The organism is Ekhidna sp. ABH4_415, assembly GCF_056161305.1.
Window position 1 is genome coordinate 1 of sequence record NZ_JBSWYW010000005.1, and the last position, 15,020, is coordinate 15,020.

The following is a 15,020-nucleotide window of genomic DNA, read 5'->3' on the forward strand; positions in this document are numbered from 1 at the left end:
CCCCATCGAATGAGAGGTTGGTAGTGATGTCGATGGATCCCGCGGTGGCAACATCACCCGTCACATCATCTACAGTGAAGTTCGTGCCCCCTACCGTCAGGTCCGCATTCGTCACATCTAATCCATTCTGCGCATCCACATTCGTAGCTGCGGTGATCTGACCTCCGCCCAAATCTATAATCCCCGTCACATTGATGTCATCGGTAGCTCCATTTCCTACATTGATCGTGTTACTGTTGATGCTTGTGGTCGACGCTCCATCGGCTACCGTCAGGTTACCCGTAATGTCTACCGCGTCTGTTAACGCATTACCAATGTTGATGTCATCGTTGTTGATCGTTGTGGATGTGGCCCCATCTGCAATCGTCACGTTGCTGTTTAGCGTGGTAGCCCCGTCTACATTGACCACATCGTTGAAGTCTGCATTCGCATTCACTACCAAGGCATCTGTGTTATCAACCCCCAACGTCACATTATCATCCGCCTGCAATAAACCTGTCACATCCAAGCCCGCATTCGCATCTACGTTCCCGTTGAAGTCTACCTGCCCTGTACCCGTCGTGATTGTACCATTGCCCGAAGTGATGTTGCCATCTCCAATCGTAATGTTTCCTCCATCAGCTACGGTGAGGTAGTTGGTAGTACCAGCCGCATCATCAGCGACCTGGAAGTTGCCAAGACCCGCCGTGCCTATGATCGCATTGCCCTGCAGGTCACCCCCTAAATCAATCTCATTATTCACCCCATCATACGTTAAACCACTACCCGCCTGGTTGCCAATCGCGCCAGCTAATGCTCCTTCAGTCACCAACGCATTGTCCGATGGGGTCGCCAAGTCTACCGTGCCTGAGGTCACAATCTCTTCTACCGTGTTCGCCCCATCGAATGAGAGGTTGGTAGTGATGTCGATGGATCCCGCGGTGGCAACATCACCCGTCACATCATCTACAGTGAAGTTCGTGCCCCCTACCGTCAGGTCCGCATTCGCCACATCCAAACCATTGTTCGTATCTACGTTTCCAGCAAGGGTCACCTGGCCGCCAGTCGTTTGGGTGATCGCCTGGTTGTCAATGGTCAGCGCTCCGCCTGTAATGTCTACGCCACTGGTCGCATCCACATTGCCAGTAAAAGTTGCCTGCTCAGCTACACCTAACGTCCCACGAACATTCGTCGCTACCCCGGTAGCCGCTAAGTCGGTCTGACCCGCTACATCAAGCGTGCCGTTCAAGTCAGTGTTGGTAGCCACAGTCAAGTCAGCGCCCGTTATATCAACGCCATTGTTCGCATCAAGATTACCCGCTAGCGTCACCTGACCCCCGGTCGTTTGGGTGATCGCCTGATTGTCAACGGTCAGCGCTCCACCTGTAATGTCTACGCCACTGGTCGCATCCACATTGCCATTGAGCGTTACCTGACCCGTGCCCGTTGTAACCGTGCCATCGCCTACGGTGATGTTGCCTCCGTCGGCTACCTCAAAATATGATGTGCCTGCTCCGGTATCATCGCTTTCTACCGAGAAGTTACCAAGCCCGGCTGTCCCGATGATCGCATCCCCCTGAAGATCACCTCCTAAATCAATCTCATTGTTAGCTCCATCGTATGTCAGACCTGATCCCGCCTGGTTTCCAATAGCGCCAGCTAAAGCTCCCTCTGTCACAAGGGCATTGTCCGATGGGGTCGCCAAGTCTACCGTGCCTGAGGTCACAATCTCTTCTACCGTGTTCGCGCCATCGAATGAGAGGTTGGTGGTGATGTCGATCGATCCCGCGGTGGCAACATCGCCCGTCACATCATCTACGGTGAAGTTCGTGCCTCCTACCGTCAAGTCCGCATTCGTCACATCCAAACCATTGTTCGCATCTACGTTTCCAGCAAGGGTCACCTGGCCGCCAGTCGTTTGGGTGATCGCCTGGTTGTCAATGGTCAGCGCTCCGCCTGTAATGTCTACGCCACTGGTCGCATCCACATTGCCAGTAAAAGTTGCCTGCTCAGCTACACCTAACGTCCCACGAACATTCGTCGCTACCCCGGTAGCCGCTAAGTCGGTCTGACCCGCTACATCAAGCGTGCCGTTCAAGTCAGCGTTGGTAGCCACAGTCAAGTCAGCGCCCGTTATATCAACGCCATTGTTCGCATCAAGATTACCCGCTAGCGTCACCTGACCCCCGGTCGTTTGGGTGATCGCCTGATTGTCAACGGTCAGCGCTCCACCTGTAATGTCTACGCCACTGGTCGCATCCACATTGCCATTGAGCGTTACCTGACCCGTGCCCGTTGTAACCGTGCCATCGCCTACGGTGATGTTGCCCGTCGCATCGAACCCAAGTGTAGTGTTGTCCGCATTATCAGTGATCAACAACGTTGTACCCGTTATGACGCCTATGTCGGTTGTCGGCTCAACCAAGTCTCCGCCCAGCTGGATGTTGCCGTCCGGATTCTCCCGAACACCATTGTCGGCAGTTACCGAGTTTGAAATCTCAGTATCAACATAGGTCTTAACCGCCCGTTCTGTCGGTAACGCATCATCACTGTTGTCTAACAACGTGCCGTCGGTCGATAACTCATTCACCGTCGTGCCAGAAGCTAAGCCCAGAGTACCATCTACCTGAATATTATTAAACGTTACATTGTCAGTTGTTGAGACTTTCTGATCGAGGTTGTTAATGTTCTGAAATTCCGTATTTGAAACTGATCCATCGGCAAGCTTCTGAGCATTAATCCCTGCAGCAGCATTAATGTCTGCATTAACAATAACTCCCGGCTCAATTTGCACATTGGCATTTGAACCTGTATTGGTGATGGATACATCACCCGAGACAGGCAATCCTTCAGCTACCCCAAGTGTACTTCCAATGAAAATATTATTTGCAGCAAGGGCTGAAGAGGCAAATTCTGCGCGATCTGTCCATTGAATTCCTCCCGAAGAATTTACTGTTAAAACAACATCCGTATTTCCTTGTGGGTTGATCTTAGAAATAGTAATGGTACCGTTGGCAATGTCAGCATTTTGAATGGACCCATTGATAATATTTGCAGACCCAATTTGAATGACAACTTCTGAAATACCAGTAATCCGTCCTTTCTGATCTATGGTAAGCTGCAAAACATTGAAAGCGTCAGTTCCATAGGTCGCAGCACTGATTGTGCTTATATTTTCAAGTTTATCACCAGTTATGGCCAGGTTAGCAACTTTGCTAGTAGTAACTGAGCCATTATCTAACTTATCAGTTGTGATACTACTACTTTGAATCTTATCAGTTGAAATAGCATCATCGGCTATCTTAGGTTCAGTAACGGCCGCAGTTCGAATAACAGGATTAGGGTAATTTCCGGTCAGATCCCCACCTGCCGTAGTTACATTTATTACCCCAAGTCCTGCTTTCCAACCTCCGTTATTCCAATAAAAGAATAAATCCAAGTCAGTATCAAAAACCATCAGCCCATTGTCTGAATTGTTGAGTGACATAGAATTTCGCTGGGCAGTTGTTATTCTGGGAACCAGAAATCCCTGATTCGAATTTGGTGAAACCAGCTCCAGAACTGCGTTTTCGTTTGGCGAATTCGTGTTAATTCCTACTGAGTTGTCCTGTGCAAAGGACAATGAGTAGGCTAGAATAAATGCAGCAAATACTGCGCTCTTATAAAAGCTCATAATTGGGGATATTTATTGAACTAAGGCTGACCAGTCAAGTCGGTCTTTAATGGTTTAGTAATTGGTTAAAATTTTGGCGGTGAGACTATTCCTGTAACTGTGTGTAAAAATTAGATCAATGGGTTATAATTTCCAAAAAATCAACATGTTATGGTGTTTAACTTTAGATGAACACTGCGTTTTATTGTTTGAACAGATTCGAAATAGTCGAATCTCGAGATTTTCACAGCGAAATAGCATATTTCCATTTTAGTTTCCTACCTTTGCAAGAGTTAATTATAAGAATACCGAAAGAGGGGACATCAGTCCCCTCTTTTCATTCATAGAAATGAAAGAAGAGCAGGTAATCAGGGAAATAGCTGAAGGTGCTATTACAGATAACAATTCATTGTTTCTTGTAGATGTAAAAGTCAAAGGAAACACTGGAAATCAAAAGGTACTTGTTTTCGTTGATGGAGATGAGGGAATCTCAATTGATGAATGTAGCAGTATTAGCCGAAAGATAGGAGCTGAGCTAGAAGAGAAAGACATAATGCCTGGCAAATACACATTAGAAGTGTCTTCGCCGGGATTAGATTTTCCACTAACACTTCATCGTCAGTATGAAAAAAATGTTGGAAGAGGCCTTCAGGTGGAGCTAATCAACGGGCAGAAGGAAGAAGGTGAACTATTAGAAGTAACAAAAGATGCGATTATATTGAAAGGAAAGAAAGTAAATCAATCGCTGAGTTTTGAAGAAATAAAACAATCAAAAGTAAAAGTATCATTCAAGTAAGATGGAAGCGTCAGTATTAATTGATTCGTTTGCGGACTTTGCCAGAGGCAAAAACATTGACCGCCCGACCATGATCAGAATTCTGGAAGATGTATTCAGAACGATGATTCGAAAGAAATATGAGACAGATGATAACTTCGACATTGTAATCAACGCAGACAATGGGGATCTTGAAATTTGGAGGTTCCGTGAAATTGTGGATGACAATTCTGAGGATATTTGGGATCATGATAAAATCAGCTTTTCAGAAGCTCGTAAAATCGAGCCAGACTTTGAAATTGGTGAAGAAGTAGCTGAGGAAATCAAGTTAGAAGACTTTGGACGAAGAGCTGTGATGACTGCTCGCCAAACGCTTATCCAAAAAATTAAGGATCTTGAAAAAGACATTCTCTTCCAGAAATATAAAGACCTGGTTGGTGAGATTATTCAGGGTGAGGTGTATCAGGTACTTGGCCGAGAGGTGTTATTAACTGACGGAGAGGGTAATGAGCTTACCATTCCAAAAGGAGAGCAGATTCCAAAGGACCGATACCGAAAGGGAGACACTGTTCGTGCCATAGTTCACAGAGCAGAAATGGTTAATGGAAATCCGAAGATCATCCTTTCCAGAACATCTCCTGTTTTCCTTGAAAGACTCTTTGAAGCTGAAGTTCCAGAAGTCTATGACGGATTGATTACGATAAAGAATGTGGTAAGAGAGCCGGGAGAAAGAGCAAAAGTGGCTGTAGAATCTTATGATGACAGAATTGATCCGGTAGGTGCTTGTGTAGGAATGAAAGGATCACGTATTCACTCAATCGTGCGTGAACTGCAAAATGAAAACATAGATGTAATCAATTTTACAGACAATCTTGAGCTTTATCTGGCGCGTGCATTGAGTCCTGCTAAGATCACAAGCATGAAAATTAGCGAAGAGAAAGACAGAGTATCTGTTTATCTCAAGCCAGATCAGGTATCTTTGGCCATTGGAAAAGGCGGCCAAAACATTAAATTGGCTAGTAAATTGGTGGGAATGGAGATCGATGTGTTCCGAGAGTTGGACGAAAGCTCCGAGGAAGATGTTGATCTGGATGAGTTTACTGATGAATTAGAAGACTGGGTCATCGACGAGCTTAAACGTGTTGGATTGGATACAGCTAAAAGCGTTCTAAGACTTGGAACAGACGACTTAGTAAGAAGAACGGATTTAGAGGAAGAAACAGTTCATGAATTGATTCGAGTTCTAAGCCAGGAGTTCGAATAAAGTAATTTTGAGAGGTTTATATGGCAGAATACAGATTAAGTCAAGTAGCAAGAAAGCTAAACGTAGGTAAGAATACTATCCTGGAATTCTTGAAAGAGAAGGGGCATGAGGTAGACTCAAATCCTAACTCTAAGATTCCACAAGAGCAGTATGACATGCTTGCCCGTGCGTTTGCAGACTCAGCTCATGACAAAGAAGAGGCATCTGAATTAACAATCGGGGGTAAAACCGATAACATGGTCATCAATGCAGACAAAGTTTCTGCGGACGAGAAAAGTGAAGATGAAAGAATCCTTATAAAGGATAATGTAGGGGCGGAACCAGAGCCTGAAAAGATTTCTGCTAGAACAAAATTAGACGGCCCTAAGGTTGTAGGTAAGATCGACCTGGATAAAAAGAAGAAGGAGGAGAAAGAAGAAAAGCCGGCAAAAGAAGAAGCCAAGAAGGAGAAAGAAGAAAAGCCTGCGAAGGAAGAAATCAAGAAGGAGGAAGCCAAGAAGGAGGAAGAAGCTAAAAGAGAAGAGCCAAAAGAAGACAAGAAAAAGCCTGAGGAGAAAGCATCCAAGGAGTCTGACGAAAAGAAAGACAAAAAAGATGATGATAAAGGGGTGATTAAGGCAAAAGCTGATTCACTTCGAGGGCTGAAGGTGTTGGATAAAATCGAGCTGCCTAAAGACAAGCCTAAACCTGTAGCATCTTCGGATTCCAATCAAGATAGAAAGAAACGTCCGAGAAAACGTATACAACAATCTGGCGGAGGACATCAAAAAGGAGGTGGTAGAGGAGATCGAGCAAGATCTCATTCCGGAAGAAAAACCGAGGAGCTTTCCGATAAGGAAATTCAGGATAAGATTAAAGCAACTCTCGCCAAACTTAGCGGGGGCAGTGGTAAAGGAGGATCTCAACGATCCAAATACAGAAAAGATAAAAGATCAGCCAGAGCTGAGGAAGAAGAAGAGAGGCAGCTGCAGGCGGAAGAAGCTTCAAAAACACTAAAAGTAACAGAATATATTTCAGCCAGTGACCTGGCGTCCTTGATGGATGTCTCTGCCAATGATGTTATATCAGCATGTATGTCACTTGGAATGTTTGTTTCCATCAACCAGCGATTGGATGCTGAAACCATCACAGTTATCGCTGATGAATTTGGCTTTGATGTAGACTTTACAGAGGCCAAAGAAGAAACCGACATCATAGAAGAGGAGGATGATGAAAGCAAGTTGGTAGATCGTGCCCCGATTGTAACAATCATGGGTCACGTTGATCATGGTAAGACATCCCTTCTTGATTACATCAGAGAATCAAAAGTGACTGAAGGTGAGGCTGGAGGTATAACTCAGCATATTGGTGCATACGATGTGATGACCAATAGTGGCAAGCGTGTAGCTTTCCTTGATACTCCTGGTCACGAAGCGTTTACAGCGATGCGTGCACGTGGAGCTAAGATCACGGATGTGGCAATTATTGTAGTTGCTGCAGATGATTCAGTGATGCCGCAAACAAAAGAGGCCATCAATCACGCACAGGTAGCAGGTGTTCCAATTGTTATCGCCATTAATAAAGTCGATAAGCCAAACGCTAACCCGGATAAGATCAAAGAAGACCTCTCTAATATCAATATCTTGGTTGAGGACTGGGGTGGTAAATATCAGTGTCAGCATGTTTCTGCAAAGACAGGAGAAGGAATTGATGAACTACTAGATAAGGTCTTACTAGAAGCTGAATTACTTGAGCTTAAAGCTAACCCGGACAAGCCGGCTGTAGGATCTGTTGTGGAAGCTTCTCTTGATAAAGGACGAGGCTATGTTTCTACCATTATGGTACAAGCGGGTACGCTTAAAATCGGTGATGTCGTACTTGCAGGGCCTTATTTCGGTAAGGTGAAAGCGATGTTTGACCATCGTGGACACAAGCTTGATAAGGCAGGACCTTCTACACCAGTGCTGATGCTAGGACTAGACGGTGCACCTCAGGCAGGTGACAAGTTCAACGTAATGGAAAGCGATAGAGAAGCACGGGAGGTTGCCAATAAGAGGGAGCAAATCCTTCGAGAGCAGTCCATCCGAACTAAGAAACACATTACACTTGATGAGATTGGAAGAAGACTGGCAATTGGTAGCTTCAAAGAGCTTAACGTAATTGTAAAAGGTGATGTGGACGGATCCATCGAAGCATTGGCCGATTCACTCCTTAAACTTTCAACTGAAGAAGTTCAGGTGAATATTCTTCATAAAGCAGTGGGGCAAATTTCAGAATCTGACGTATTGCTTGCTTCTGCATCTGATGCGGTTATTGTTGGTTTCCAGGTGAGACCATCGAGCGGTGCGCGAAGACTGGCTGAAACAGAAGAAATTGAGATCAGACTTTACTCCATCATCTACGATGCAATCAATGATGTGAAGGATGCAATGGAAGGTATGCTTGAGCCTACAAGTGAGGAAGTAATCACTGGTAACATTGAAGTGCGAGATGTCTTTAAGATTTCAAAAGTAGGAACTGTAGCAGGATGTTACGTTACCGATGGAATCGTGAAGCGATCAAATCAAGTAAGGTTGATTCGAGATGGAATTGTGGTTTACACCGGAGAGATCAACCAGTTGAAGCGATTCAAAGAAGATGTTTCTGAAGTGAAGAGCGGTTACGAGTGCGGTCTGAGCATTAAGAACTTCAACGACATCAAAGTTGGTGATATCATTGAAGGATTTGAGGTAAAAGAAGTGAAACGAACACTGTAATAATACGATGTTTAAGAAATATGAAAGCCTGTCTATTTAGATAGGTTTTTTCATTTATATCAAATCAGCAATATTTAATCTGGAAATACTCCAACAGTGAAAGTTAAGTTTTGTAAAAAAGCTGAACCTTCCGCTAATTATTTCGTTATTTTGTTGGTTAAGATGAAAGTCTTGAAAAATTACCGAAACATATTCTCCGCTCTCCTTTTGATTTTCATGATCAATCTGGGCTTTGCAGGTACGTTTACTAACGGACAAGAAGCCAAATCTCAGGAGCAGCAAGAAGGGAGAAGAAAGTCAGACCAGACAATGATTCGCCCGGATGGAAATTATACCTCTCCTGCCTCACAAGCAGACTATCAAGAAGAAGTTAGAGAAGAATCTCGTGAAACTGAGGAATCCGAAAAAACACAGGTAAAGGCTGATTCGTTGGAAGATGACTCTGTGAGTAAATATAACTTCATCTTCTACTTCCTTTACAAATTCAAATACGATACAGAGGAGTCCCCTTAAGCTACTACAGACTGGTAGTTGTCAATATCATCCAGAGAAATATTTCCTTCATAAAAGGCCTTTCCGAAGATTACTCCGTAAAGGCCAATATCCCTTAGCTGTTTGATGTCATCCATCCCTCTCACACCTCCGCTTGCAAAAATGCAGAGATCCGGAAATTCAGCTAATAATTCCCTGTAAAGGTCAAATGATGGGCCTTCCATTGCTCCGTCTTTGGAAATATCGGTTGTCTTTAGGTATTTTAAACCTCGATTATAGAAGTAGGCGATGTGTTCAAATAAGTCATTTGAAGTAGCTTTCTGCCACCCTCTGATTCTAATTTTTCCTTGAAGGCTATCTGCTGCTAACGCAATCTTTTCCCTACCATAAGACATCAGCCAATTGGCAAATTGCTCCTTGTGAGAAACAGCAACTGAAGCCGCAGTAATACTTTCCGCGCCATATTCAAATGCCTTGATGACATCTCCATCTGTGTGGATTCCCCCAGTAAAATTCACCTTCAAATCCGTATAGGCTGCCACCATGTGAAGAATGTCGTAATTCACAGAAGTGCCTTTTCTCGCGCCATCCAGATCAATTAGGTGAATGCGCGAAATACCATGGTCTTCAAACTGCTTGGCAACATCGATAGGAGTATCGGTGTAGACCTTTTCACTTGAATAGTCTCCCTGAGTAAGGCGAATGGTTTTGCCTTCAATAACTGATATTGATGGAACTAGTAACACAATAAATTGAGATTGATTCCTTTTAGGATGCTCTACTTAAAGATATATTATTCTGACCAGAATCCTGTCAGTTGACCTCAACTAATTTGAATCCTTCGCCGTGAATTGTCAGTATTTTGAGGCTGGGTTCATCCTGAAGGTACTTTCTGATTTTGGCAATATAGACATCCATGCTGCGTGCATTGAAATAGCTGTCATCCTTCCAGATTTTTTTTAATGCTGTGCTTCGCTCTACTGTTCGATTCAGGTTTTCGAAGAATATCTTCAAAAGCTCATTTTCCTTTGTTGTAAGATTTATCTCTCTTTCCGGGGTAATCAACCTGTTCTCCTGGTAATAGTAAGTAAGCCCTTTGATTTCGAATGGATTTGGAAAAACTTCTTCCTCCTCCTTCTTCACCGACCTTTTCAAGATAGCCTGAATGCGCATCAGAAGCTCCTCCATGCTGAAAGGTTTGGTCATATAGTCATCCGCTCCAATAGTAAATCCTTTGATGATATCCTGCTTCATGGACTTTGCAGTAAGAAAAATAATAGGAGTTTCTTCATCTATCGATCGAATTTCTTTAGCAAGTGTAAATCCGTCCTTTTTAGGCATCATAAGGTCCAGAATGCAGAGATCATAATCACTCTCCTTAAAAGCATTGCTACCTTCTTCCCCATCACGCATTAGCGTTGTATCATAGCCTTTCAGCCCTAGATATTCACTTAATATTTCGCCCAAATTCGGGTCATCTTCTACGATCAATAATTTAGGCTTCATCCGCTAATGGTATTGTGATTGAAAATTTACTTCCTTTTCCCGGCTCGCTATCTACATGGATACTTCCACCGTGTGCCTCAACGATTCTCTGAACATATGCAAGTCCCAGTCCAAATCCTTTTACATTGTGAAGGTCTCCAGTAGGAACACGATAAAATTTCTCAAAAATATGCTTTTGCTGCTCTCGTGTCATCCCAATGCCCTTGTCATGAATGGACAAGATAAAATCCTCCTCATCCGAAGCTGTGCGTAAAGTGATATTTGGCGAATCAGGTGAATACTTGTTTGCATTGTCAAGCAAGTTGAGGATAATATTCGTTAAGTGAAGCTCATCCCCATGAACCAAGTCCTTCTCTGCTTTTTCAATAATATTGAGACGTCCTCCTCTTTGCTCCACCTGCATGGTGATATGTTCAGCAGCGCTTTTCACCATCTCACCCATGTGTAGAATTTCTTCTTTAAGGTTGTAATCATTTCTATCAATCGCAGCGATTTGCAACACCTTCTCCACCTGATTCCCGAGGCGTTTGTTTTCCTCACCAATTACTTTGATGTATTTCGTACGAAGCGCGCTCTGCTCAATGTCTTTATCATTTAATGCTTCTACCGCAAGAGAAACAGTAGAAATAGGTGTCTTGAGCTCATGAGTCATATTATTGATAAAGTCATTTTTCATCTCAGAAAGCTTTTTCTGTCTAAGAATGGTGCGTATGCTGTAACCAAAGCAGAATAGAATGACTAAGACCAAAAAACCCGAGCTCACCATAGCTGACCACACCTTGCCAAGCAGATAGCCTTGCTTATCAGGAAAGCTTATCGTCAGTATACTGTCATTATCGTAAATGTCATTCGGGAACAGCGAGGCTTTAAGTTCGCTTTTGGCAAGTTCGCTTTTCTGACCTCCGCTTGTCAATAGCAGAAACCTATTTTGCTGTGGTTGAATGACTCCATATTCATATGTGATATCTATGCCTTTACTTTTTAATTCATTTTTTAGCAAAGAGTCTAGCTGTTGTGGACTGAAACGAGAGGTCATTGAACGATTCGGCCCCATCAAATCACGAACCACATCAAAAGTGAGTTCATATTTCCTGGAAACCTTCGCCAGTTTATTCTCGAGTTGCTGAATCTTAACGTCTCTTTCTTCCAGCTGTTTTTCCATCGTTGAACCAGGTGGGGGTGGGGCATTTTCAAAGAAAAACCGATCAGCTACACTGGAGAAATTAACAACGAACTCAAAACCGCCTTCATTTACCGTATCTGCAAAATAGAAGATTTGTCGATTGCCTTGCTCTAAGATTTCAACATTGCCACCTTGCTTCTGTTTTGCCAGTCTTTCAACATTCTCCGCCTGCTGAATGTGTAGGTTTTCTCGCTGCTCGTACAGAGGGGAATTCACATAATTCAGCTTTTGCAATGCGACAAAAGTTTCCTGTCTCTCCAGCTTGTTAGCCACTGTGTTCAATGCATCCAGCACATCTTTTCTAAATCGTTCTTCATTGGCAGTTACCAATGAATCGATCCAGTAGAGCTGAAAAGCTATTAGCCCCATCATGGCCATTCCCATCAGGCCAATTATCCATCTCAGTGTCTTTCGCTGCATACCTCAAAAATACGACGAACGGGTAAGCACAGTTCCTGTTTAACCATTTTTAACAAGGATTAACGACTGATTAACAGCAAGATAGAGGAGGCTTCCGTACTTTCGATTAGCGAAGAATGGAAATTAAAACTCGGAATAAAGATGAAAACGAAATGGACAATCATAGCTTTGGTCGCTTCCCTGCTTACCTGTAGGGCAACCTTTGCTCAATCAGATGAAGGGAAAATAGTGGTGGAGATCACCAAAGATGTAAACGGTGAGAAGAAGACCTTTAAGGGTGAGTACAACAGCACCGAAGAGATGAGGGCTGACCCCAATTACCAGGAGTTTGCTGGTGAGGAAGGTGGTTTTAATTTTTGGTTTGATGATGACATGGATGATGACGTTTTTCTTCATCTGGATCAACTCAAAAATCAAAACCATTCGTTCTTTAAGTATTTCCATGGTGACGAAGATGATGATGGTGGTGGCTTTTTCTTCAAATATCCGGATGATGACTCATTCAATGGATTCTTCAATTTTAACATGGACAACATGGACATGGAAGAATTTAGGGAGCAGATGAAGAAATTTAGTGATGAGATGGAAGCACTGATGGGACGCTTTCACGATGATGATGACAGACAGGTGAGAGTAATCGAACTGAAACGAATCAAAATAACAGATGTGGATGATGCGTTCGGAAAAAAAGGAAGAGTAGATGAAGGTCATAAACTTGAACTGGAAGACCTCTCATTCTATCCTAACCCTTCATCAAACGGAAGGTTCAAGGTTCGTTTCAAAGTTCCTGAGGAAAATGAGTTGTCTATAAAGGTTTCCAACATGGACGGAAAGGAAGTATTCAGCCGATACTTCGAACGTTTTGGAGGATTGTATTCTGAAACTATTGATTTATCAGGACAGCAGGATGGAATCTATTTGCTAGAGATCAGTCAGGGCAAGAAGCGCCTAACAAAAAAGATTGTTATCAATTAGTATGGTTTTGGTTTAAAAGAGCGGCCGGTTGAGAAATCAATCGGCTTTTTTATTTAGTCCGATACTACCAGGCTAAACCCAACGCCATGATGATTTCTAATCTCCAATGCAGAATCTTCTTTCAGGTACTTCCTCAATCGAGTAATGAAGACATCTAAACTTCGCCCCTTGAAGTAGTCATTCTCACCCCATATCTTCTCGAGAATTTCTTCTCTCTTTACTAGTACATTTTGATTCTGTAAAAGGAGTTTAAGCAAGTTTCCTTCCATCTGAGTCAGCGAATGTGAAGTTTCATTGCAGCAGTAAACCAGGTTTCTTTCATCAAAAGTTGAACGACCAAACCCCACCGACTGACTGCTCTTTGAAGCTTTATGAGGCTGATTTCTCCTTATGAATACATTGATGCGGTACTCCAGCTCTTTTATAGAAAAGGGCTTGGTTACATAGTCGTCTCCGCCTACTTCAAAGCCTTCAAGCCGATCTTCCTCCTGTGATTTAGCAGTAAGAAAAATGATAGGAATGAATTCATCTATTGATCGAATCTTTGTGGCCAATTCAAAACCATCCATTTTTGGCATCATTACATCTAAAACACAAAGCTCGAATTGGCCTTTCTCGAATTGCTCGAGTGCTTCTGATCCATCCTTACCCCAGGTGACTTCATGACCAGCCTCCTGCAGATTATCCTCGATCATAAATCCAAGATTTTCATCGTCTTCCGCCAGTAAGATTTTAGCCATTGGGTAGTGTGATTTTAAATGTGCTCCCTTTCCCAGGTTCAGATTCTATTTGAATTTTTCCGCCCAGCTTTCTGATCAACGAAGAAACAATATGAAGTCCTAAACCAAATCCTTTTTGATTGTGCTGATTATTTGGCTCAGGTATTCGATAGAATTTTCTAAAAATCTTTTTGTGGTGCTTTGATTCAATACCCACACCGTCATCAATTACAGAGATCATCGTTTTTTTAGAATTCTGACTGACCTTAAGCTCAATGTTTTTAGCTCCATATTTCACTGCATTATCTATTAGATTCCTCAGGACATTCTCCAGCAGTGTTTGATTAGATTTTAAGTTGGACACTCCGCTTAACTTGAAATCCCATCCAATCATCCTGGACGCATATTCTTCCTTAACCTCATCCATCAACCTTTCTAAAAATTCACCAAGATCCACTGGTTCCTTCTGTATTTTCCTATCTGACTCCAGCAATGCAGAATGCAGAATGTCTTCCACATTTTTCTGTAGTCTTCCTACTTCTTTCTGGATGATGCTAACATACTTCTTGTCTTTCTCGGCGGTGCGCTCATTAAGGGTGGATGAGGCAAGTGTCAAAGTAGCCAATGGGGTCTTTAGCTCGTGACTCACATTGTTAATAAAATCTTTCTGAACCTCACTTAATCGTTTCTGGCGGAGAATAACAAAAAGGGCAAATCCGAAAAAAATGATCACTACCAGTGAGATAGCAGTGGTAAACTTCCACAGGTCAAATCCCGCAAATAGATTTCTAGATTTCTCAGGAAAGTAAACCCCAAAATAATATTCATCATTCTTCAATACCGGAATAGGGTCTCTCTCTTCAGCGTATTCCAGATTTACATTTTCGGCGTACACCATCTGGTCATTAGCACAATCGTACACACCATATTCAAAGTCCTGCGATATGGCCCTTTTTTTTATCTCTGCAGAGATCAGATACTCAAGGTTTGCCAGGTCAATTTTATCATTGGTTCTTACGATGAAGTAGTTGCCAGATACCTGCTCGATGGGGTTGATAGAGGGGAAATCTTTCCCATTAGCTTCACATAATGATTCCACCACATTGCGTAAAGCCACCTGCACATTATGATTGAAAACCTGATCCTGCTGGGCGATGGCTCGATTGAGCCAAAAAACCTGAGTACCAATAATCCCGACCAACGAAAGAATGGCAAGAATGACTAAAACACGAATGTGGGCATTCTTCATACCATCAAAAGTAAAAGGAAAGAAAGTGAAAAAATGAGGTTTAACAACTCATTAACAATCATTAGGAGGTT

11 protein-coding genes are annotated in these 15,020 nt (G+C 43.0%); 5 read left to right on the forward strand and 6 right to left on the reverse strand.

Annotated features, from left to right (window positions below; translation table 11 throughout):
• Positions 1-3,652 (reverse strand): beta strand repeat-containing protein (locus tag ACXAH9_RS09225; protein WP_474894574.1); only part of this gene is annotated, 3,652 nt, incomplete at its 3' end.
• A 328-nt stretch (positions 3,653-3,980) separates the two neighbouring features.
• Between ACXAH9_RS09225 and ACXAH9_RS09230 the strand changes: the two genes are divergently transcribed.
• The 4 genes from ACXAH9_RS09230 to ACXAH9_RS09245 all read left to right on the forward strand — a co-directional run bounded on the left by ACXAH9_RS09230 (position 3,981) and on the right by ACXAH9_RS09245 (position 8,918).
• Entirely contained in the window at positions 3,981-4,427 is a 447-nt protein-coding gene (locus ACXAH9_RS09230) for a ribosome maturation factor RimP (RefSeq protein WP_474894575.1), read from the forward strand.
• Between the two features lies 1 nt (position 4,428).
• The gene (nusA, locus tag ACXAH9_RS09235; RefSeq protein WP_349566582.1) at positions 4,429-5,670 is read left to right on the forward strand and encodes a transcription termination factor NusA; all 1,242 of its coding nucleotides are present in this window, start codon (positions 4,429-4,431) and stop codon (positions 5,668-5,670) included.
• 20 nt (positions 5,671-5,690) lie between these two features.
• Positions 5,691-8,405 (forward strand): translation initiation factor IF-2, encoded by a 2,715-nt coding sequence (infB, locus tag ACXAH9_RS09240; RefSeq protein ID WP_474894576.1) that lies wholly within the window; start codon positions 5,691-5,693, stop codon positions 8,403-8,405.
• A gap of 162 nt (positions 8,406-8,567) precedes the next feature.
• Complete coding sequence (locus ACXAH9_RS09245; protein ID WP_474894577.1) at positions 8,568-8,918, forward strand: hypothetical protein; 351 nt, start codon at positions 8,568-8,570, stop codon at positions 8,916-8,918.
• Here the strand turns inward: ACXAH9_RS09245 and ACXAH9_RS09250 are convergent.
• From ACXAH9_RS09250 to ACXAH9_RS09260, 3 genes are all read right to left on the reverse strand, one after another.
• Positions 8,915-9,643, reverse strand: coding sequence for a 1-(5-phosphoribosyl)-5-[(5-phosphoribosylamino)methylideneamino]imidazole-4-carboxamide isomerase (locus tag ACXAH9_RS09250; RefSeq protein WP_474894578.1), 729 nt, complete (start codon positions 9,641-9,643; stop codon positions 8,915-8,917). The two genes, ACXAH9_RS09245 and ACXAH9_RS09250, sit on opposite strands and share 4 nt — an antisense overlap.
• A gap of 67 nt (positions 9,644-9,710) precedes the next feature.
• Positions 9,711-10,403, reverse strand: a complete 693-nt coding sequence (locus ACXAH9_RS09255; RefSeq protein WP_474894579.1) for a response regulator transcription factor — start codon at positions 10,401-10,403, stop codon at positions 9,711-9,713.
• Positions 10,393-12,006: a sensor histidine kinase gene (locus ACXAH9_RS09260; protein ID WP_474894580.1), complete on the reverse strand. Its 1,614-nt coding sequence runs from the start codon at positions 12,004-12,006 to the stop codon at positions 10,393-10,395. The genes ACXAH9_RS09255 and ACXAH9_RS09260 overlap by 11 nt, the downstream gene beginning before the upstream one ends.
• Positions 12,007-12,147: 141 nt before the next feature.
• Here ACXAH9_RS09260 and ACXAH9_RS09265 point away from each other — a divergent pair, with 141 nt between their 5' ends.
• Positions 12,148-12,981, forward strand: a complete 834-nt coding sequence (locus ACXAH9_RS09265; protein ID WP_474894581.1) for a T9SS type A sorting domain-containing protein — start codon at positions 12,148-12,150, stop codon at positions 12,979-12,981.
• A 53-nt stretch (positions 12,982-13,034) separates the two neighbouring features.
• Here the strand turns inward: ACXAH9_RS09265 and ACXAH9_RS09270 are convergent, their stop codons facing one another.
• Both ACXAH9_RS09270 and ACXAH9_RS09275 read right to left on the reverse strand, forming a co-directional pair.
• Entirely contained in the window at positions 13,035-13,721 is a 687-nt protein-coding gene (locus ACXAH9_RS09270; protein WP_474894582.1) for a response regulator transcription factor, read from the reverse strand.
• The gene (locus tag ACXAH9_RS09275; protein WP_474894583.1) at positions 13,714-14,949 is read right to left on the reverse strand and encodes a sensor histidine kinase; all 1,236 of its coding nucleotides are present in this window, start codon (positions 14,947-14,949) and stop codon (positions 13,714-13,716) included. The genes ACXAH9_RS09270 and ACXAH9_RS09275 overlap by 8 nt, the downstream gene beginning before the upstream one ends.
• Positions 14,950-15,020: the final 71 nt, after the last annotated feature.

Coding starts and splice junctions, on each gene's coding strand:
- ACXAH9_RS09230 (WP_474894575.1), top strand. CDS start 3,981: ATGAAAGAAGAGCAGGTAATCAGGGAAATAGCTGAAGGTGCTATTACA.
- nusA (WP_349566582.1), top strand. CDS start 4,429: ATGGAAGCGTCAGTATTAATTGATTCGTTTGCGGACTTTGCCAGAGGC.
- infB (WP_474894576.1), top strand. CDS start 5,691: ATGGCAGAATACAGATTAAGTCAAGTAGCAAGAAAGCTAAACGTAGGT.
- ACXAH9_RS09245 (WP_474894577.1), top strand. CDS start 8,568: ATGAAAGTCTTGAAAAATTACCGAAACATATTCTCCGCTCTCCTTTTG.
- ACXAH9_RS09255 (WP_474894579.1), bottom strand. CDS start 10,403: ATGAAGCCTAAATTATTGATCGTAGAAGATGACCCGAATTTGGGCGAA.
- ACXAH9_RS09260 (WP_474894580.1), bottom strand. CDS start 12,006: ATGCAGCGAAAGACACTGAGATGGATAATTGGCCTGATGGGAATGGCC.
- ACXAH9_RS09265 (WP_474894581.1), top strand. CDS start 12,148: ATGAAAACGAAATGGACAATCATAGCTTTGGTCGCTTCCCTGCTTACC.
- ACXAH9_RS09270 (WP_474894582.1), bottom strand. CDS start 13,721: ATGGCTAAAATCTTACTGGCGGAAGACGATGAAAATCTTGGATTTATG.
- ACXAH9_RS09275 (WP_474894583.1), bottom strand. CDS start 14,949: ATGAAGAATGCCCACATTCGTGTTTTAGTCATTCTTGCCATTCTTTCG.